This is a genomic window from Methylomonas albis (assembly GCF_014850955.1).
GTDB lineage: Bacteria > Pseudomonadota > Gammaproteobacteria > Methylococcales > Methylomonadaceae > Methylomonas > Methylomonas albis.
Map to the genome: position 1 here is coordinate 150,893 of NZ_JACXSS010000001.1, position 18,952 is coordinate 169,844.

General features: G+C 53.8%; 15 protein-coding genes. 13 read left to right on the plus strand and 2 right to left on the minus strand.

Annotation, left to right across the window (positions count from 1 at the left end):
- Window positions 1-66: 66 nt before the first annotated feature.
- Window positions 67-408, minus strand: a complete 342-nt coding sequence (locus EBA_RS00610; protein ID WP_192372275.1) for a TraR/DksA family transcriptional regulator — start codon at window positions 406-408, stop codon at window positions 67-69.
- Between the two features lie 146 nt (window positions 409-554).
- On the opposite strand from EBA_RS00610, the gene EBA_RS00615 reads away from it, so the two are divergent.
- Genes EBA_RS00615 through EBA_RS00625 form a run of 3 tightly spaced genes read left to right on the plus strand, consistent with a single transcriptional unit; the run spans window position 555 to window position 4,362 of the window.
- Window positions 555-1,460, plus strand: a complete 906-nt coding sequence (locus tag EBA_RS00615) for an AAA family ATPase (RefSeq protein WP_192372277.1) — start codon at window positions 555-557, stop codon at window positions 1,458-1,460.
- On the plus strand, window positions 1,457-2,407 hold the full coding sequence (locus EBA_RS00620) for a DUF58 domain-containing protein (RefSeq protein ID WP_192372279.1): 951 nt from the start codon (window positions 1,457-1,459) through the stop codon (window positions 2,405-2,407). The genes EBA_RS00615 and EBA_RS00620 overlap by 4 nt, the downstream gene beginning before the upstream one ends.
- Complete coding sequence (locus EBA_RS00625) at window positions 2,380-4,362, plus strand: transglutaminase TgpA family protein (RefSeq protein ID WP_225615804.1); 1,983 nt, start codon at window positions 2,380-2,382, stop codon at window positions 4,360-4,362. The genes EBA_RS00620 and EBA_RS00625 overlap by 28 nt, the downstream gene beginning before the upstream one ends.
- An 8-nt stretch (window positions 4,363-4,370) precedes the next feature.
- On the opposite strand, the gene EBA_RS00630 is transcribed toward EBA_RS00625, so the two are convergent.
- On the minus strand, window positions 4,371-4,634 hold the full coding sequence (locus EBA_RS00630; protein WP_192372281.1) for a hypothetical protein: 264 nt from the start codon (window positions 4,632-4,634) through the stop codon (window positions 4,371-4,373).
- 101 nt (window positions 4,635-4,735) lie between these two features.
- On the opposite strand from EBA_RS00630, the gene EBA_RS00635 reads away from it, so the two are divergent.
- The 10 genes from EBA_RS00635 to EBA_RS00680 all read left to right on the plus strand — a co-directional run bounded on the left by EBA_RS00635 (window position 4,736) and on the right by EBA_RS00680 (window position 18,867).
- Complete coding sequence (locus tag EBA_RS00635) at window positions 4,736-5,656, plus strand: SPFH domain-containing protein (protein ID WP_192372283.1); 921 nt, start codon at window positions 4,736-4,738, stop codon at window positions 5,654-5,656.
- 2 nt (window positions 5,657-5,658) lie between these two features.
- Window positions 5,659-6,105, plus strand: coding sequence for an NfeD family protein (locus tag EBA_RS00640; RefSeq protein WP_192372285.1), 447 nt, complete (start codon window positions 5,659-5,661; stop codon window positions 6,103-6,105).
- A gap of 1,369 nt (window positions 6,106-7,474) precedes the next feature.
- Window positions 7,475-7,990 (plus strand): RNA polymerase sigma factor, encoded by a 516-nt coding sequence (locus tag EBA_RS00645; RefSeq protein WP_192372287.1) that lies wholly within the window; start codon window positions 7,475-7,477, stop codon window positions 7,988-7,990.
- A 1-nt stretch (window position 7,991) separates the two neighbouring features.
- Complete coding sequence (locus tag EBA_RS00650; RefSeq protein WP_225615806.1) at window positions 7,992-9,029, plus strand: FecR family protein; 1,038 nt, start codon at window positions 7,992-7,994, stop codon at window positions 9,027-9,029.
- Between the two features lie 102 nt (window positions 9,030-9,131).
- Entirely contained in the window at window positions 9,132-11,669 is a 2,538-nt protein-coding gene (locus tag EBA_RS00655; RefSeq protein WP_192372289.1) for a TonB-dependent siderophore receptor, read from the plus strand.
- Between the two features lie 92 nt (window positions 11,670-11,761).
- Window positions 11,762-12,985 carry a PepSY-associated TM helix domain-containing protein gene (locus EBA_RS00660; protein ID WP_192377120.1) on the plus strand — a complete coding sequence of 408 codons (1,224 nt, stop codon included), beginning with the start codon at window positions 11,762-11,764 and terminating at the stop codon, window positions 12,983-12,985.
- 271 nt (window positions 12,986-13,256) lie between these two features.
- Complete coding sequence (locus EBA_RS00665) at window positions 13,257-13,763, plus strand: RNA polymerase sigma factor (protein WP_192372291.1); 507 nt, start codon at window positions 13,257-13,259, stop codon at window positions 13,761-13,763.
- Window positions 13,764-13,853: 90 nt separating this feature from the next.
- A complete protein-coding gene (locus EBA_RS00670; RefSeq protein ID WP_192372293.1) occupies window positions 13,854-14,912 on the plus strand; it encodes a FecR family protein in 1,059 nt (352 codons plus the stop codon).
- 129 nt (window positions 14,913-15,041) lie between these two features.
- Complete coding sequence (locus EBA_RS00675) at window positions 15,042-17,573, plus strand: TonB-dependent siderophore receptor (RefSeq protein ID WP_192372295.1); 2,532 nt, start codon at window positions 15,042-15,044, stop codon at window positions 17,571-17,573.
- Window positions 17,574-17,685: 112 nt separating this feature from the next.
- On the plus strand, window positions 17,686-18,867 hold the full coding sequence (locus EBA_RS00680; RefSeq protein WP_225615808.1) for a PepSY-associated TM helix domain-containing protein: 1,182 nt from the start codon (window positions 17,686-17,688) through the stop codon (window positions 18,865-18,867).
- Window positions 18,868-18,952 lie beyond the last annotated feature (85 nt).

Here is an 18,952-nt window from a genome sequence, read left to right on the forward strand (position 1 = left end):
GGCTTTTTTTTGCGTTTTGGGCGATAGCATGAAACGGGTTGGGCACTTGCTTTGCGGAAAAATAGATCAAGACTGCGGGTTGTGTTCCGCACAATGCATGCAGAGCTTGGCATAAGGCAGTACCGCCAAGCGTTCTTTTTTGATCGGTTCGCCACAGCCCAGGCAAATCCCGTAAGTACCGGCATCAATGCGGGAAATGGCTTGTCTGATTTTCTCAACTTCGTCGCGGGCTGCATTGCCCAGCGCATCCAATACCTCGTCGTTTTCGGTTTCGGTAGCCTGTTCGGAAAAATCCTGAGCCAGCGGCTGGTCGGTGTGTCTGACATCGTTGGTAATTTTCCCTAGTCTATCGTCCAGTTCTTCCAGCATATTTAACAACTGGTCGCGAACTTCGTCATATTCTTTCATGGCACTCTCCGCAGCGGGGCTGCATGGTCGGTTAACCGGCCGTATCGGACCGGGCACTTAATCGCTGGTTTATACAATGAAGCCGATGGCAGGTGCAACTAAGCTGATCTATACTCCAGACATCGACATTTCTTACCTTTTGCACAATGGACCTTGCTCTCGATCGCTTACTCGCCGCAGCCAATCAAATCATTCTCGGTAAACAACCACAAATTCGCCTAGCGGTTTGCTGCCTGTTGGCCAGAGGTCATTTGTTGATTGAGGATATTCCCGGCGTCGGCAAAACCACCTTAGCGCACACCTTGGCGCGTTTATTCGGTTTGGAATATCAGCGGATACAATTCACTAGCGATATTTTACCGGCCGACATCGTCGGCTCCTCGGTGTTCGACGCGCATCAACAGCTATTCAGTTTTCATCCGGGGCCGATTTTCAAACAAATGATTTTGGCCGACGAAATCAACCGGGCCACGCCCAAGGCGCAAAGCGCGTTGTTGGAGGCGATGGAAGAACGGCAAGTGACCGTCGAAGGCCGCACCTATCCCTTACCGCAACCGTTTTTTGTCATCGCCACCCAAAATCCGGCGCATCAGATCGGCACCTTTCCCCTACCGGAATCGCAAGTCGACCGCTTTTTAATGCGTATCGAGTTAGGCTATCCCAACCGTCAGGCCGAACGCGAGTTGTTGAGCGGCCAACCCCGGCATGTGTTGATCGATAAACTGCCGGTTGCGTTACTGCCGGAACAATTGGCCGGCTTGCAACAGGAGACAGATGAAGTGCATGTGTCGCCGGCCTTGCTGGATTATCTGCAAGCCATACTGGCCTTCAGCCGGCAATCCAATGATTTTGCCAGCGGCCTGTCGCCGCGTGCCGGCTTGGGCTTGGTGGCCGCCGCCAAGGCCTGGGCTTATATCGATAAGCGCTATGCGGTGTTGCCGGAAGACCTGCAAGCGGTATTGCCGGCGGTGGCCGGCCATCGCTTGAATGCGGGTGCCAACGATTCTGCGGCCACCGTCGCGCCCATTCTAAAGCATGTGTCCGTGCTTTGAGCGAGGCGGCATTATCCTTAAAACAGCGCTTTAAACTGTCGCGTTTTTTTAACGGCGAGGCACCGACCGCCGGGCCGATTGTGTTGACGCAGCGGCGGGTGTTTATTTTGCCGACACAACGCGGCTTGGCTTTTGTGCTGTTGATTCTGTTGCTAGTACTGATCGGCTTTGTCTACAACAACAATCTGGCCTATTTGCTCGGGTTTTTACTGGCCAGCATCTTTTTCGTGACCATCCTGCACAGCTTCAAATCGCTGGCCGGATTGGCGATTCAACCTGCCCGGCAACAAGCGGTGTTTGCCGGCCAAGCCGGGCCGTTTAGTTTCCAGATCAGTAATCCCGGTTCGCAGCCGCGTTTTGCGGTGGACCTGGCATTGCAGTCCGAGTTATCCCTGAGTTTGGCCGCAGAGCAATGCCAAACCGTCACCTTGTATCAAGCCACCCAGCAACGCGGCTGGCAGTTACCGGGCACGCTCACACTTTCCAGCACCTATCCCTTAGGCTTATTTCGGGCCTGGGCGCCCTTACGTTTCGATAGTCCTTTGCTGGTGTATCCACAGCCAGCCAGTCGGCAACTGCCATTTCCGGATAGCGACGGTGGACAGGAGCGGCCCGGCCAGCATCGCCGAAATGGCGACGAGTTTGATGGCGTAAGAGCCTATCAACAGGGCGACGCGATTCGGCAAATCCATTGGAAAGCCTTTGCCAAGGGCCAGGGCGTGCACAGCAAGCAATACAGCGGCGCCAGTTCCAGCGAATTGTGGTTGGATTATCAACACGCGCCCGGACACCACACGGAAGAACGCCTCAGCCAATTATGCCGCTGGCTGGTGGATGCCGAACAGGCCGGTTTGCGTTACGGCTTGGTGCTGCCCGGACTGCGTGTGCCGCCGGACAACGGTGTCGCGCATTACCGAAAATGTCTGCAAGCGCTGGCGTTGTTTTGACTATGCCGTTTCTGCCGTCTACGCGATTGATGTTGTTTATGCTTGGCTCGATAGGGCTGATCACACTGCCGCATGCCTGGCATATTCCGCCGATCTTATTCGGATTTTTCATGCTTATGCTGCTATGGCGCTTGCTTGCCGTGTGGCGGCCACACTATTTACCGAACCGGTTTGCGGTATTTTTGCTGATGTTGGTGGGTATCGGACTGCTCTATAGTCAGCAACATTCGGTATTCGGCCGCGATGCCGGCACCGGCTTGTTCGTGGTGGCCTTGGGTTTGAAATTGCTGGAAATTCACGGCAAGCGCGATGTGTATGTGATCGTGTATCTGGCTTTCATCGTCGCGGTTACCCAGTTTTTATACGAAGAAAGCATCTTGATGGCGTTTTACATCCTGCTGGTATGCGGGGTGTTACTGGCAACCTTGATTACCCAAAACAGCCAGGCGCCGCAAACCCTGCCGGCCTTAAAAGCGGCTGCGGCAATTATTCTGCAAAGCCTGCCGCTGGCCTTGGTGTTATTTGTGTTGTTTCCGCGTTTGGAAGCACCGCGCTGGAGCTGGCTGGACGACGACGCCCAAGCCAAAAGCGGTTTGAGCGATACCTTGGAGCCCGGCTCCATTGCCGAATTAAGTTTGTCGCCGGAACTGGTATTCCGGGTCAAATTCGACGGCGAATTGCCGCCGGCTTCCCAACGCTATTGGCGGGGGCCGGTTTATGCCAATACCGATGGCGTACGCTGGACGGTGCCGCCGGTGTTGGGCCGGGAAAATACCCCGGATCAACCCGTATTTAGCGGTCCGACATACGATTACACGCTGATGATGGAGCCGCAAAAACAGCATTGGGTGTTTGCGCTGGAGATGCCCGCGCAGTTTGCAAACGGTTTGCGCCGCAACGGTTTATATCAGTTGATCAGCAATAAAAACCCCGGCGACCGCGCCGAATATCGGATTAGTTCCTCGCCTACTTTTAACTCCGGCGGCATCAGCAAATCCGAGCGCCGGGAAAATTTGCAACTACCCGGCAAACCTTCGGAAAAAATCGTCGAATTGGTTAAGCAGTTGCAAGGCCGGCCAGCAGGCCCCGAGTTGTTTATCGCCAATTTGTTGCAGCATTTTCGCCAGGAAAACTTTCATTACACCCTTAGCCCGGAGGCGATGCCGGATAAGCCCATCGAGACTTTTTTATTTGAGCGCCGCGCCGGGTTTTGCAGCCATTACGCCACGGCCTTTGTGTATTTGCTGCGAGTAGCGGAGATTCCGGCGCGGGTGGTGGGCGGCTATCAAGGCGGGCAGATGAATGCCGTCGGCGGCTTTCTGGAGATCAGGCAAGCTGATGCGCATGCCTGGGCGGAAGCCTGGCTGGAAGGGCGCGGCTGGGTCAGATTCGACCCAACGGCGGCTGTTGCCCCGGAACGGATAGAACGCGGCGTGGATGTCGATTTACAAATCGCCAGCGGCATGGTCAATTTCAGTCCGGTGCAGTTCGATGCCCGGACCCTGTCGTGGCTGCAACGTAGCCAACAGCTGTGGCAAAGCGTCGACTACAACTGGCAACGCTGGATCATCAATTACGACACGGCCAATCAGCAGGCGTTTTTACAGAGCTTAGGTATCGATAATTTCATCAAGCTGGCTTACTGGCTGCTGAGTAGCGTTGCTGTGGTCGGTGGTGTATTGTCGTGGCGACTTTTGCGAACCAGCCGTCGCCGCCAAGATCCGGCGCTAGTGCTGTATCGGCAGTTTTGTAACAAGTTAAGTAAAGCCGGGGTTGACGTGGACATTGGCGACGGCCCGCAAACCATTGCGGCGCGGGGCAAAAGCGCCCGCCCGGATTTGGCGGAGCAGATAGAAGGAATTACCGCTATTTTTATTCGATTACGTTATGAAGCTAAGGCGGATGCGGACGATTTGCAGGCGCTAAAAAACCTGGTCGGCAGTATCCGCGTGTAAGCGGGGGGTTAATGCAAATCCGGCACTTCTTCCACGGCATTTTTTGCGGGTTGTGCGGCGGCAGCGGCGGCTTGTTCCTGCTGTTTCTGTTTATTGCCTTCGCCAAACATGACCGCACCGGCCATGAAGATTGCGCCGGCGATGGCCATGATAGGCAGGCGGCCGGGTTTGTCCATCCACAGCAGTATCCACTTGGGTTTGATCAGGCCGACAATCAATATAACCACCGCCAATATCATTACGTTAAAACTGTAGTAGATCAAAGTATTCATGAATCGGAACCCTGTTTCCAGCAAGTTAAAGAGACATACATTATTATTAGCTGCGTGACCGTTGGCAATAAACAATTCATTTTCACCAGTTAGGAGGCGCTATGGGCGGCTTTGGTTTATTCGTAACAGTGTTGTTGGTGTTCGCCATTTTAATGGTGTTCATGAGCGTCAAGTCCGTGCCGCAAGGCATGGAGTACACCGTCGAGCGCTTCGGTAAATATACCGCGACTTTGACGCCCGGCTTAAATATCATCATGCCGATCATCGACCGGATCGGCCGTAAGCTGAATGTGATGGAACAGGTACTGGACGTGCCTTCGCAGGAAGTTATCACTAAGGATAACGCCATGGTCCGAGTCGACGGCGTGGTGTTTTACCAGATCATGGACGCCGCCAAGGCTGCCTATGAGATTACTTATCTGGATATGGCGATCATTAATCTGGTGATGACCAACATCCGTACCGTGATGGGCTCGATGGACTTGGACGAACTGCTGTCGCGCCGTGATGAAATCAACGCCCGGTTGTTAAACGTGGTCGACGAAGCTACTTCGCCATGGGGGATTAAAGTCACCCGCATCGAAATCAAGGACATCGCGCCGCCCAAAGATTTGGTCGATTCCATGGCCAGACAAATGAAAGCCGAACGAGAAAAACGCGCGCAGATTCTGGAAGCGGAAGGCATGCGGCAAGCGGAAATTCTTAAAGCCGAAGGCCTGAAACAAGGCGCGATCCTTGACGCCGAAGGGCGGAAGGAAGCCGCGTTCCGCGACGCGGAAGCTAGAGAGCGTCTGGCGGAAGCCGAAGCCAAGGCGACGATGGTGGTTTCCGAGGCCATCTCCAAGGGTGACGTGCAAGCCATCAATTACTTCGTGGCGCAAAAATATATCGAGTCTTTAAAAGAAGTGGCCTCAGCCAACAACAGCAAGCTGATCTTCATGCCGCTGGAAGCTTCCAGCGTGATCGGTGCACTGGGCGGCATCGGCGAACTGGCTAAAGAAGCACTGAATAAAAAGGCTTGATGATGTCAGAGCAAGATGTGGTGTTTTGGTATTGGTGGGTGCTGGCGGTCGGTTTTCTGGGTTTGGAAATCGTCGTCACCGGCTTCTTTTTTCTTTGGTTGGCGGTATCGGCGTTTATCGTCGGCGCGGTGGTGCTGTTAGTGCCGGCTACACCGTTCAACGTGCAGTTACTGATGTTTTCCTTGCTAGCGGTGTTGTCGGTGCTGGCCTGGCGCAAATATGCCCGGAACCGGGCGGTCGCCGTTACGGATCATCCGTTATTAAATCAGCGTGGTGCTCAATATATCGGCCGCACCTTTTTTCTGATCGCGCCTATCGAAAACGGCCAGGGCAAGATTAAGGTCGATGATACGGTTTGGAAAGTACACGGCGAAGATAGTCCGATGGGGGTGAAAGTTAAGGTGGTGGCGGTGAAGGGGACGGTGTTTGAGGTGGAGGTTTGTGGGTGAGTATGTGTAGCCCGGATGCAATCCGGGATTAATGGCCTAAGCCCTGGATTACGCTTTGCTTCATCCAGGCGACTTGCTAACTACTCTTATGGAGAAGAAACAATGTCAACTATTGTGACTGGCCAAGTCATTGTCGATCAACATCCGGAATTATCCTACGAGAGCCCCAGTGTTCACTTATTTCCGACAAATTTCGCGATCTCTCGGCCTTACGGCGATACCAGCCCATACGGTGCTATATTTCGATTCGAGCTGTTCAATTCCGGGGTCCTGGAACAATGGCTCTACGACGTCCACAAGCAACCAGAATACCGTTTGAGTTGTCAAGGGAGTCACCTGGGATCGGTGGATTGTCTCCGTGGTTACGCAGCAGTAGAAAGTGACAACTCCGGGCACTCGACTTTTCTTATTCGCTCGATGGATATGGTTGTGAATCTATCAAGGACATCAGTGCATTTTCAGATTGACGGCGAGTTCGGGCAATCGTTGCCTTACTCTAAGCCGTTGTATAAAGAGCTATCAACCTTCTCCATTGTATTTACTATCGAAGATGATGAAATGCTTGACGTATGCCGAGACCGAGGGCAAAGGCTACTCGACTATCGAAATCGGTTCGTTTTTGGGAATGAAAATTCGGAGCCATCCGGCTAATCACTGGTTTGCTAGTTTTGTAAGATGGGTGCAGTTTTTGTGCCCATGCCGATTTGGCGTCTTACAAAATAATGAGTCGCTGGCGCGACGGCTAGATTTAATGTCGGTTCTCGGACCGACAACCGAGATACTTTCTTTTGCTCCGCCAAAAGAAAGTATCCAAAGAAAAGGCGGCCCGGATGCCGCTTTAGTCCTGCGCTCCGGAGCTTTTATCGAGGGTCGGCAGAAGGGGCTTCCCAGCCCCTCCGCCGACGCACCGCATCCCTGCGGAGCCCCTTCGGGCTGTTCTCGATAAAAGCTCCGGTGCTCGGCGCGGCATATGGGAGGAAAGCTCGTCGTCGCTCGAATACAACCCAGTTTCGTAGGGTGGGCACGGTTTTTGTGCCCACGCGGATTTGATGTTCTGCAAAATAAGCTGTCGCTACCGCGAGGGTTTGATTTAACCGGGTTTTCACGAAAAACATCCTTCTTTTCACCCATGGCTTTTTAGCCCGGCCTGCACTCTTTTACGCGACTAAAAAGCAGGTGATATGCCTAATTGATGTGGCATATCACACAGTTTATTCGGTTATCCCGGCTACTTCCGGCCGACCATCAAGAAAAACTCTGAGTAAAACCAAGGCTTAGTCCGTCGTACGGATATAAAGACGCGGTTCTGGCACAAACTCTGCTGCGCCGATTGCCACGATTAACGCGATCATGGCCCAATCTTCCGCGCATGGCATTTTCAGATCACGATATTTACCGGATTTTTCTAAACAGCCGTCCGCAAATCCAGCGCTTTTTGCAGCAACGCATACGCTGTCAGGACACCGCCGCCGATTTGATTCAGGATCTCTTCCTGAGGCTGACGTTGCTTAAACCGCCGCCCGCCAGCGAGATAGAAGTGCGAGCCTGGCTGTTTACCGTGGCCTCCAATTTATCGCTCGATCATCTGCGCACCCAAAAGCGCCGTGGCGAGTTATTGGGCCAATATCTGGGCGATGAATCCGACATCGACGATTCCGCTGCGCCTGAACGGGCCGTACAAGCTCGGGACCAATTGCAACAGATTCAAATCGCTTTGGCGGAACTACCTGATCAATGCGCGGAGATTTTGTATTTAAGCCGAATCGAGGGTTTAAGCCACGCCGAAATAGCCAAACAATTAAAAATATCCACCAGCTGGGTGGAAAAGCAGTTGGCTAAAGCGTTGCTGCAATGCCGGCAGGCCGTCGGTAGCGAGGGTGCATAGTATGGCTTTAAGCCCTGCGGATCGTTATAGTAAATATCCCGTCTTCAAAGTCATGGCCCCGATGAACGAACAGCCCTCAGTCCCCCGCGAAACCTTGCAACAGCAAGCCGTTGCCTGGCATTTGCGCCTGACCTCCGCTGCCGCCGACGAGACTGTGTTGGCCGAATTCGCGCGTTGGCGGCGGCAAGGCCCTGAGCATGAGCAAGCCTATCGCGACGTCGAAAATCTTTGGCAACAACTGCCGCAGCCCCTGCTGGCTGACCGGCAGAGACGCCGCGAGCTGGCTGCCAAGCGTCGACGGGCTGCCTGGGCACGGCGCGGATTGGGCTTTGCCGCAGCCGCTTCAGTGCTGTTGGCTTTGATGAACGGTTTTTATCCGGATTATCTGCAACATCCGCTGGCCGACTACCGTACACGCATCGGCGAGCAGACCTCTATCACGCTGGCCGACGGTAGCGTCGCGCATCTGAATACCGACACCGCTATGGATGTGACAATCAGTGGCAACGAACGCCGCGTCTTATTGCTGCGCGGCGAAGCCGAATTTGATGTCGCACACGATACCAGCAAGCCGTTTCGCGTCACAGCCGGCGGCACCACTACCGAAGCCTTGGGTACCCGCTTTGTCGTTCGATACGACGGCCAAGCCGGCTCGGTGACGCTGCTGCAAGGCAAGGTACGCAGCAGCCAGCCATCCGCGCAAGGCGCTCATATCGACAGTGTCACGCTCCAGCCGGGCCAGCAAATAAGCTTTAGCGCCGAAGAGCTCGGGAGCGTGCAAACCGTGGAATTGCAAAATGCCGATGCCTGGCGCCGTGGCCGTTTATTGATGAATTTCGTGCCGCTGAAACAAGTCATTGCGGAAATTAATCGCTACCGGCGCAGCCAAATCCGCCTGCTGGATGACAAGCTGGGCGAACGGGAAGTCAATATTGCGCTCGACATCCGGGAGATCGATGCCTGGCTCGCGGCGTTACAACAAACTTTGCCCGTCAAAGTGGTGGAAGCGGGGCCGTTTGTGTTTTTGCAGTCCGGATAAGCGGCTTTTAGGGGTTGCGACAATTTGTCGCGCATGAGTGAGTACGGCATCGCCACCCATCAATCGTTCTCAGCTAAAACAGACCTTTACTGAGGACGCATCATGAGAAAAACCGGAACCCCATCCAGGACGAGCAAGGCCCCAAGCAAAAGCGCATCCACCCTAGGCACATTGCTGCTTTGTTTGGGGTTAATCACCATCGCCGCACCGCTGATCGCCCTGGCCGAAAACCCAACAGCCAGCAGCAACAATATCAACTACAACATTCCTGCGCAGCCCTTGTATTCCGCACTCAGTGCTTTGGCTGAGCAATCCGGGGTGCAGTTTGTTTACAACTCGGAGCTGGTCAAGGGTATCGGTTCGCCGGGCGTTAGCGGACAGTATTCATTAGAAGCCGCGTTGACACGCTTACTAAAGGGTTCCGGGATAAGCTACCAATTCAATAATGGCAATACCGTGAAATTGGAAAAAATCGTGGTAACTGAACCGCTAACGGCTACGACTATGCCGGCTGTGACGGTAACAGGTAAATCCAGCTATGCCGACAGCGATCCTTATAATCCCGACTACAACCGCACCAGCGCCAGCGCCGCGACCAAAACAGATACGCCGATCATGGAAACCCCGGTATCGATTCAGGTAGTGCCTAGGGCGGTGATGAACGATCAAAAAACCACGACCATTAAAGACGCGCTCGAAAACGTCAGCAGCATACGTCCGCAATCGTCCTTGGGCCTGAGTAATGCCTACATCGTCCGTGGCTTTAGGAATGGCCGGGTTTATCGCAATGGCCTAATATCCAGCGGCTTGAATATCGGGGAAGGCGCTCAATACGAAACAGCGAATCTTGAGAGCGTCGAGGTACTGAAAGGCCCGGCAGCGGTGTTGTTTGGCCGTATCGAGCCCGGCGGCTTAATCAACCTGGTCACCAAAAAACCTCGGGACGAGGCTTATTACTCAGTGGAGCAACGTTTCGGCGCTTACGATTTTTATCGTACCGAATGGGATGCCACCGGCCCGATCCCCGGCAATAAATCATTGAGCTATCGTTTTTCCGGTGCTTATCAAAACAACAAATCGTTTCGGGATTTTAATTTCAATGACAGGATTCTGGTCAATCCATCCGTGACCTGGCGGCCCAGCGATGCCACAGAGCTATCATTAGATTTGGAAGCCTTGCACGAGGACACTCAGGTTGACAGGGGGCTATTTGCTATCGGCAATCGCCCGGCGGCTATTCCCATTAGCCGCTCTTTCATCGACCCCAACGATCCGGTCGATACTAACTCCAAGGTGAACCTAGGCTTCAACCTAACGCACGCCTTCAATGAAAACTGGACCTTGCGCAATCGCTTCCTGGCCTCATTTGTATATGACAAAAATACCTCGGTCAAACCCGCCAACGGCTTTACTGTCGAACAGTTTTTTGATCCGAATTCGGGTAATCGCCGTTATGCGCGGAATATATTTTCTCAAACCTCCGACAGTGAAACGTATACGACCAATCTGGACTTGACCGGGAAATTCAACTTATGGGGATTCAGCCATCAGACCTTGATCGGCGTTGATTATTTGCGTGCGGTCGGTACCTACGAGTTCTTCGGCAACTACATGGATCCGGTGCCGGGTTTGGATATCGATATTTATAATCCCCAATACGGTATCGATCCAGCCTATTACGCCAACGCGCTGGCAACGCCTTCCGACGACGGCGCCAACCATTACCTGTTCCGGGACGACTGGTATGGCGCGTATTTTCAGGATCACATCACCCTGTGGGATAAAGTGCATATCCTGGGCGGTGGTCGCTACGATTGGGCAAGAACCGGCTTGGGCATAGGTGATTCGGCTAGCGCCGCCGATGCCGCCTTACCTTCGCGCCGGGATGAAGGCTTTAGCCCAAGGGTGGGGGTTCTCTATCAACCCTGGGCCTGGGCCAGTATCTACGGCAATTGGACCACTTCATTCGGTGCCAACAATGGCATAACAGCCTCCGGCGCAACGATCAACCCGGAAATCGGCGAACAATTCGAAGCCGGGTTTAAAACCGAGTTTTTCGATCAGCGCTTGTCCACGACCTTGGCGTATTACCATTTGACCAAAGAAAACTTGATGACCCGCGATTTCAACAGCCCGGACCCGTTCGCCAGTGCGGCTATCGGCAAAGCTCGCAGCCGAGGTATCGAACTGGATATAGCCGGACGGCTTACCGACGAGTTCAGTATCATCGGCAACTATGCCTTTACCGATGCTCGTATTACCAAAGACTTTTCCGGTCTGCAGGGCAACCGTCTGAACAATGTGCCAGAGCATTCCGGCAGTCTGTGGCTCAAATACGATATTCATCACTACGAACCGTTGAACGGTTTGAGTTTTGGCTTGGGCATGTTTGCAGCCGGACAACGGCAAGGCGATAACGACAATACCTTTGTATTACCCGGCTATGCCAGATTGGATGCCTTTGCCAGCTATACCTATCATCTTGGCAAATCTCGGTTGATCACCCAATTTAATGTCCGCAATCTGCTGGATAAAACCTATTACGAATCCACCGATCCTTTCCAAAATGCCCCGCCGCGTGTCGGTATTTACCCTGGCGCGCCGCTCACCGCAATGGGAACGGTGCGGCTGGAGTTTTAGGCGGATAAACGGGTGAACAAGGAGCGAATAGCCATATGCCAAACCGAGATATGCGCGGCAAAAGCCATCTATCCAGTATTCGTCGGGTAACGATGAACACCGAGACAAATCAAAGCGACTTGATCGATCACGCCTCGCCATCAAGCCTGACGCTAACCAAGCTGAAAAGGCGCCGAAAACGCTGGCTGGGCGTGCATCTTTACTTGGGTTTGAGTCTGGGGCTGCTACTGTCGATCTATGGTGTCACGGGTAGTATCCTGGTATTTCAAACTGAAATTGCCGAGTGGCTGCAAGCTGATGTGTTGCTGGTGAAGATGCCGTCTCAGGCAGCCTATCGGCCGTTGTCCGAGGTTTTTTCGGCGGGCCGGGATGCGATGCCGACGCGGGCCAAGCCTGTTTTTGCGACTTACCCGCGCAATGAGTTCGCGGCATTTAAACTCTACTTTTCGGTCGATACGCCCGCTGGAACGGAACGCTGGCTGGTGGCGGTTAATCCTTACACGGCGCGGGTCACCGGCAAGCAACTGCAAAGCAGATCGGCAGACTGGTTACCGGCCACCTTTATCGGCCTGATGTTTGAATTGCATTACGCGCTGCTGATTCCGTCCGAAGAAGTCAGCACGGTGATCGTCGGTGTCTCGGCGGCCTTGCTGAACATCTCGACGCTGACCGGCCTGATCGTCTGGTGGCCGCTGACCGGGCATTGGCGCAATGCCCTGACTTTTAAGGCCAAGGCCGGCAAAGTCCGCTTCAATTACGACCTGCATAAAACCAGCGGCTTTTACACGCTGTTGGTGATGGTGCCGGTACTGTTTTCCGGGATTTACATGGTGCTGCCGCACAACGTGGTGCCGGTGCTGGAACTGTTCTCGCCCGTGACTTACCGCTACTGGTTTCAATCCCAACCGCCTTATCCAAATGCCCCGGCCATCGGCATGGATGACGCGGTGGCGATTGCCTTTAAACAATACCCCCAAGGTCGTCCGCACTGGATTTACGGCGCGGCGGAGCCGACTCAAACCTACACGGTTTGCCAGGACGGCGTCGACGCACCCGGCAGCCTCTTGCAACGCCGTTGCACGGTGATCGACCGCTACAGCGGCAAGATTCTGGACTTGGACGATCCCAGTCTGCCGACTGCCACGGCCGGCGAAATCTTCACGCACTGGCAATGGCCTTTGCATTCCGGCCAGGCCTTCGGCATGACCGGGCGGATTTTGGTGTTTATCACCGGACTGGCCTGCCCGGTGTTGTTCGTGACCGGGGTGATTCGCTGGCGGCAGAAAGCCACAGTCCAGCAAAGTCGCCAGCGCTGAAAACGACTAGTTTTTAGCTGCTGATAACCACCAGGGCTTAACAGTGGGTGGATGTTTGGTGTATGAATTTGCCGCTGTTCCAGCCGCGAGTTGAAGCTGGAAGCACGAATTTAAAAGTGTGGCATATGCCGCATTTTGCGCGCTGCGCTTCCAGGATTTTTGCCGTCAATGCCGCCAACTGATGGCGCAATCCCTTCATAACGCTGGCGTCACAGGCTAGTGGCTTAAAATTTGCGGTAGCAGAAGACGTTTCACTGTCGACTATGTGTTCATGGATGCAATCACCGATTCCGATTTACTTGCTAGCTTTCTGCTCTACCAGAAGGATCTCCAGCAATTTTTGACGCATAAGGTCAATTGTGCCGAAACCGCGGCGGATTTGATTCAAGAAACCTATTTACGCATCGCCCACTATTCCGCTGCCGGCGAGATCGCCAATCAGCGGGCGTTCGTGTTTCGCGTCGCCGACAATCTTGCTTTGGACCACTTGCGCAGTCGGGCTCGGCAAGAACGACGCGACGGCGGTCTGGTGGGCGAGGACATTGCTTGCGGCCAACCGCAACCGGACAATACGCTGGAGGGGCAGCAACAAATGGAATTGTTCGAAACACTCATCTACGAGTTGCCGCCGCAATGCCGCAAGGTGTTCTTGTTATGCCGAGTGGAAGGCAAGCGTTACTCAGAAATCGCCGCCGAGTTGGGCATATCGGCGCGCACTGTGGAAAGTCATATGCATAAGGCCTTGAAGCATTTCAAAGACCGCATCGATTTCCTTTGATGCTCCAAGTGGCTCGTATCATGCAAATTAACCCTGTTCTGAAAACATGGCATCATGCCCGTCTCGGCTCACCTCTTCGTTCAGCTAACCATGTCCGATAAGTTCCAATCCGCGTCTTCCGATTCGCTTTCTGACCAGGCACTCGCCTGGTTTGCGCGCTTGCAAGCGGATGACGTCAGCGACGAAGCGCGTCGCCAATTTGAAACTTGGTATCACGCCGATCCCCGGCACGCCGCAGCCTACGACAAATCCTGCAATCTATGGGACTTGCTGCAACAACCGGCGGAGCGGGTTCAGCTACGGCTACAAGCGGAGGCCGCTAAAACTGAAGCGGAACCCTCTCCCGCTGGGACGACTGCATGGATGCAGGAGGTAGGGCAACGTCTGGAACAGTTGCCGAGAGGGCAGGGTGAGGGGTGTTTGCCGCCGCCGGCTAGCGGCCGAAACCTGCACCGGGTTGCCTTGGGCTGTCTTGGGTTGTTATTGCTGGTGGCCGGCTGGCGACTGCCGGAGCACTGGCAAAACTGGCGTAGCGATTACCATACCGTAGCTGGCCAACAACTCAGCATCGATCTGGAAGACGGCTCGCGGCTGACCTTGAATACCGATACGGCATTGGCGGTCCGTTACAGCGACAACTTGCGGGAGATCGAATTGCTGCGCGGCGAAGCCTATTTCGAAGTCGCGCCTAATAAGCAACGGCCTTTTGTCGTCGACGGCGGCCATGCGACCGCGCGCGCCGTCGGCACCGCCTACAGCGTTCGCAAACAAGCCGGCGAGCTACGCGTCGTCGTCAGCGAAGGCACCGTGGAGGTCGGCGCCGATAGCGCCAAGGCGTTGGTGCACGCCACCGAGCAAGCCGAGTATCGGCAAGGCCGGCTGCAAGCCGTTGCCCGGCTCGACAACGACGATGCGCTGGCCTGGCGGCGACGCCAAACCGTGTTTCACCGCCAGCCTTTGACGCAAGTGTTGGAGGAAGTTAACCGCTATCGGCAAGGCCGGATTGTCGCGGTCAATCCGCGGTTGGCCGAACGGGTGGTCAACGGTGTCTTCAACAACGCCGACCCCGATGCCGTGCTGGCCGCGTTGACAACCACGCTTCAAGCCAAGGCCTTGCGGATGCCGGGCGATTGGGTGTTGTTGTATTGACGTAATAGATGGGTGCACCTTGCGCCGTTAGCCTGCGATTATAAAAATATTTTTCTCGCCACTAAGGGTAAGCCCGAACCCGCGTCGTCTTTGTCGGTAATACCATTCATCGACGAAGGAGATAGACGCATGAAATATCCCGCACCCGCTTGCCGTGCCCCGCTCTACGCAGCACTTGCTGCCGGCCTGTTGACTTCCGCTGTGGCCATAGCCGCTGAGCAAGCCGCGCAAACCTTTGATATTCGCTCCCAAGCGCTGTCCTCCGCATTGACGCGTTTTTCCGCGCTCACCGGCTTGCAAGTGCTGTATGAAGGCGACATTGCCGAACGAATTTCCGCGCCGGAGGTGAAAGGTAGCTATACAGCGGAACAGGCTTTGCAGAACTTGCTGCGCGGTTCCGGGCTGCACTACCGGTTCAGCAATGGTAACACCGTCACTTTGGAAAAAGCCGCTGCGCTGGAACCTCAGACGGCGACAGGTACGACTACCTTGCCGAGTGTAACGGTGACTGGTAAAACAAGTTATGATCCCAACAACCCTTTCGATACAAATTACGCGCTACCCAACAGTAGCACAGCTACCAAGACCGATACGCCGATTATGGAGACGCCGGTGTCGATTCAAGTGGTGCCGCGGGCTGTGATGAATGACCAAAAATCCGTGACGATTAAGGATGCGTTGGAAAATGTCAGCAGTGTAAGACCGCAACCTACCTTGGGAAATGATGTTGGATTTCTTGTTAGAGGGTTTAGACAGCCCAAATTTTTTCGCAACGGCTTGGTTGCCAACGGCACAAATGCCAATTTTCCCAGCTTTTTCGATACCGCCAATCTTGAGCGCCTGGAAGTGTTGAAAGGCCCTGCCTCCATTTTATTCGGACGCATTGAACCTGGCGGCTTGATCAACCTGACCACAAAAAAACCGCTCGACACGCCGTATTATTCCTTGGAACAGCAATTCGGTTCCTACGATTTCTATCGTACCCAGTGGGATGCCACCGGACCGGTGACTAAAGAAGGCGATCTGCTGTACCGATTCAACGGCTCACATCTGAGCAGTAATTCTTTCCGCGACTTTGTTTTTAAAGACCGCACCATGGCCGATGGCAGCATGACTTGGCGACCAACCGATGCCACCGACTTTACCGTCGAAGTGGAAGGTCTCGATCAGGATTATCAAGCGGACTTGGGGGTTCCGGTAGTCGGTACGCGCCCCGCCGCCATCCCGGTCAGCCGGTCTCTCCGTGATCCCAACGATCCGGTGGACCATGCCTCGAAAGTCAATTTGAATACCGAGTTGACGCATCGCCTTAATGAATCGTGGATTATCCACAACCGTTTTTTGATGCAAAATACAAATTCGCGCGAAACTTTCATCAATCCGGCACCTAACGCAACTGCACTGAATGAAGCAACCGGAATGCTGCAACGCAATATCTACTTTCAGAGCCAGGATACCGAATCTTATGCCACCAATCTCGATTTAACCGGCAAGTTCCAACTGGGCTCTACTAACCATGAAATACTGGTTGGCTATGACTATCTGCGATCATTCACCAAATATCACACGCAAGGTTTTTACAGCGTTGCAAATCCGAGTCTGGATATCAATATCTATAATCCGGGTCCCAGTTACGGCATCGATCCAGCGGTATTCAGTAATGCGCTTTTGAGTATTGATCCTTTTGATGAGGGCAGCAATTTTGCTGTTTTTAAGGATGAATGGCACGGCGCTTACTTTCAGGACCATATTACGCTTTGGGATACATTGCATATCTTGGGCGGCGGTCGTTATGACTGGACGGAAAGCGGCAATGCCTATAGAGAGTCTTTCGCGGCAGCCGATAATGCCCTGAAAAACTCTTCACCGACTCTGATACGTAAAAACGAAGGTTTTAGCCCTCGGGTCGGCCTTCTATATCAGCCTTTGAATTGGCTAAGCCTTTATGGAAATTGGACCAATTCATTCGGCGCGAATAATGGCGTATCGTCTACCGGTGCTGCCTTTGCCCCGCAAATTGGCGAGCAATTCGAGGCAGGTTTCAAGACCGAGTGGTTTGATAAACGCCTGTCTACCACCGTCGCCTACTACCATTTGAGCAAAGAAAACCTGTTAACACCTGACCTGACGACACCGGACTTGAATGATAGCGTGGCAATAGGCAAACAAAGAAGTCAAGGCATTGAACTGGATGTTGCCGGACAACTCACCGAAGAATTGAGCATGATCGGTAATTACGCGTATACCGATGCAAGAATTATTGCGGATAACCGGACTCTAAATGATCAATTGAATGGTTATGAAGGTAAACGCATGCCCAATGTACCCGAGCATGCTGGGAGTATTTGGTTGAAATACGATATTAAGCGAAATCCGCTATTCAGAGGTTTGAGTTTCGGTATCGGCGCCTATGCGGCGGGTCAGCGGGAAGGCGATAACGAAAACTCCTTTCAACTGCCCGGCTATGTGCGCCTCGATGCCTTTACCGCGTACCAATGGAAAGTAGGCGATTCGAAATTGACCGCACAATTTAATATTCGTAACTTGTTGGACAAAACCTATTACGAATCGACCGACCCCAATTTGAATACTTCACCGCGTACAGGCGTTTATCCGGGCAGTCCGTTGTTTGCAATGGGTTCGATCAGATTGGAATATTAATAAATAGCAAAGCGTGTTCGGCGGTTTGAGGGCTTTAAATTCGCCCGATTCCGTTTTACGAAACGTAACAACGATCTGGATGTTGCCAAGCAACTTACTGAAAAAATTGAGCATGATCGTAAATTTCGTGTTGATGAAACTTAAATCCCGCCGCAAGCTGTGGCTGCAAGTGCATTTGTGGCTGGGGCTGACGCTGGGCTTGCTTTTGTCGATTTACGGCATCACCGGTAGCATCTTGGTGTTTCATGCCGAAATCGACGAATGCTTGCATCCTCACATGTTGACGGTGAAGCCACCGGAGCATGCAGAATATCGGCCCTTGGCGGAAATTTTCGCGGTCGGCAAGCAGGCGATGCCGCCAGCCGCGAAGCATACCTTCTCTACCTATCCGCGCAACTCGGAGGCAACGTTCAAGTTGAACTTTACCGTTCCAAGCGCGGACAGCGTTGAACGCTGGCTGGTGGCAGTCGACCCTTACACGGCGCGGGTCACCGGCAAGCAGTTGCAGGGCCGATCCGACAACTGGCTGCCCAACACCTTTATCGGCCTGATGTTCGAACTCCATTACGCTCTGCTGATTCCGTCCGAGGAAATCAGCGCGGCGATTGTCGGCATCTCGGCGGCACTGCTGATTATTTCGACCTTGACCGGCCTGATCGTCTGGTGGCCGCTGACCGGCAAATGGCGCCAGGCGCTGGTTTTCAAGGCCGGCGCCGGCAAGGCGCGCTTCAATTACGACCTGCATAAAACCAGCGGCTTTTACACCTTGCTGGTGATGCTGCCGGTGCTGTTTTCCGGGATATACATGGTATTGCCGCATAACGTGGTGCCGGTACTGGAAGTCTTTTCGCCGGTGACTTACCGCTATTGGTTTCAATCCACCTCGCCCGCGCCAAACGCCCCGACCATTGGCATGGATGAAGCCGTGGCGATGGCGTTGAAACAATACCCAACGGGCCGGCCGCACTGGATTTACGGCGCGCCGAATCCCAGCCAGACTTACACGGTGTGCCAGGACGGCGTCGACGCGCCCGGAAGTATCCTGCAAAGGCGTTGCACGGTGATTGACCGCTATAGCGGCAAGATTCTGGACTTGGACGATCCCAGTCTGCCAACCGCGACTGCCGGTGAAGTGTTTACCCATTGGCAATGGCCACTGCACTCCGGCCAGGCTTTCGGCATGACCGGACGAATTTTGGTGTTTATCACCGGTCTGGCTTGCCCTGTGTTGTTTATCACTGGGGTGATTCGCTGGCTACAAAAACGTCGGGGACGGCAATTACTGAGCAAATAAGGGGCGTAAAACTTAAATATAACTATGTTAAATAAATGATTCCAGTAAGCCATATCCCGCAGTTTTAAGGCTGGTATGTGCGGTC

Coding starts and splice junctions, on each gene's coding strand:
- EBA_RS00635 (WP_192372283.1), top strand. CDS start 4,736: ATGGGCGGCTTTGGTTTATTCGTAACAGTGTTGTTGGTGTTCGCCATT.
- EBA_RS00660 (WP_192377120.1), top strand. CDS start 11,762: ATGAACACCGAGACAAATCAAAGCGACTTGATCGATCACGCCTCGCCA.
- EBA_RS00625 (WP_225615804.1), top strand. CDS start 2,380: ATGTCTGCAAGCGCTGGCGTTGTTTTGACTATGCCGTTTCTGCCGTCT.
- EBA_RS00615 (WP_192372277.1), top strand. CDS start 555: ATGGACCTTGCTCTCGATCGCTTACTCGCCGCAGCCAATCAAATCATT.
- EBA_RS00640 (WP_192372285.1), top strand. CDS start 5,659: ATGTCAGAGCAAGATGTGGTGTTTTGGTATTGGTGGGTGCTGGCGGTC.
- EBA_RS00665 (WP_192372291.1), top strand. CDS start 13,257: ATGGATGCAATCACCGATTCCGATTTACTTGCTAGCTTTCTGCTCTAC.
- EBA_RS00675 (WP_192372295.1), top strand. CDS start 15,042: ATGAAATATCCCGCACCCGCTTGCCGTGCCCCGCTCTACGCAGCACTT.
- EBA_RS00645 (WP_192372287.1), top strand. CDS start 7,475: ATGGCATTTTCAGATCACGATATTTACCGGATTTTTCTAAACAGCCGT.
- EBA_RS00630 (WP_192372281.1), bottom strand. CDS start 4,634: ATGAATACTTTGATCTACTACAGTTTTAACGTAATGATATTGGCGGTG.
- EBA_RS00650 (WP_225615806.1), top strand. CDS start 7,992: ATGGCTTTAAGCCCTGCGGATCGTTATAGTAAATATCCCGTCTTCAAA.
- EBA_RS00680 (WP_225615808.1), top strand. CDS start 17,686: ATGATCGTAAATTTCGTGTTGATGAAACTTAAATCCCGCCGCAAGCTG.
- EBA_RS00655 (WP_192372289.1), top strand. CDS start 9,132: ATGAGAAAAACCGGAACCCCATCCAGGACGAGCAAGGCCCCAAGCAAA.
- EBA_RS00670 (WP_192372293.1), top strand. CDS start 13,854: ATGTCCGATAAGTTCCAATCCGCGTCTTCCGATTCGCTTTCTGACCAG.
- EBA_RS00610 (WP_192372275.1), bottom strand. CDS start 408: ATGAAAGAATATGACGAAGTTCGCGACCAGTTGTTAAATATGCTGGAA.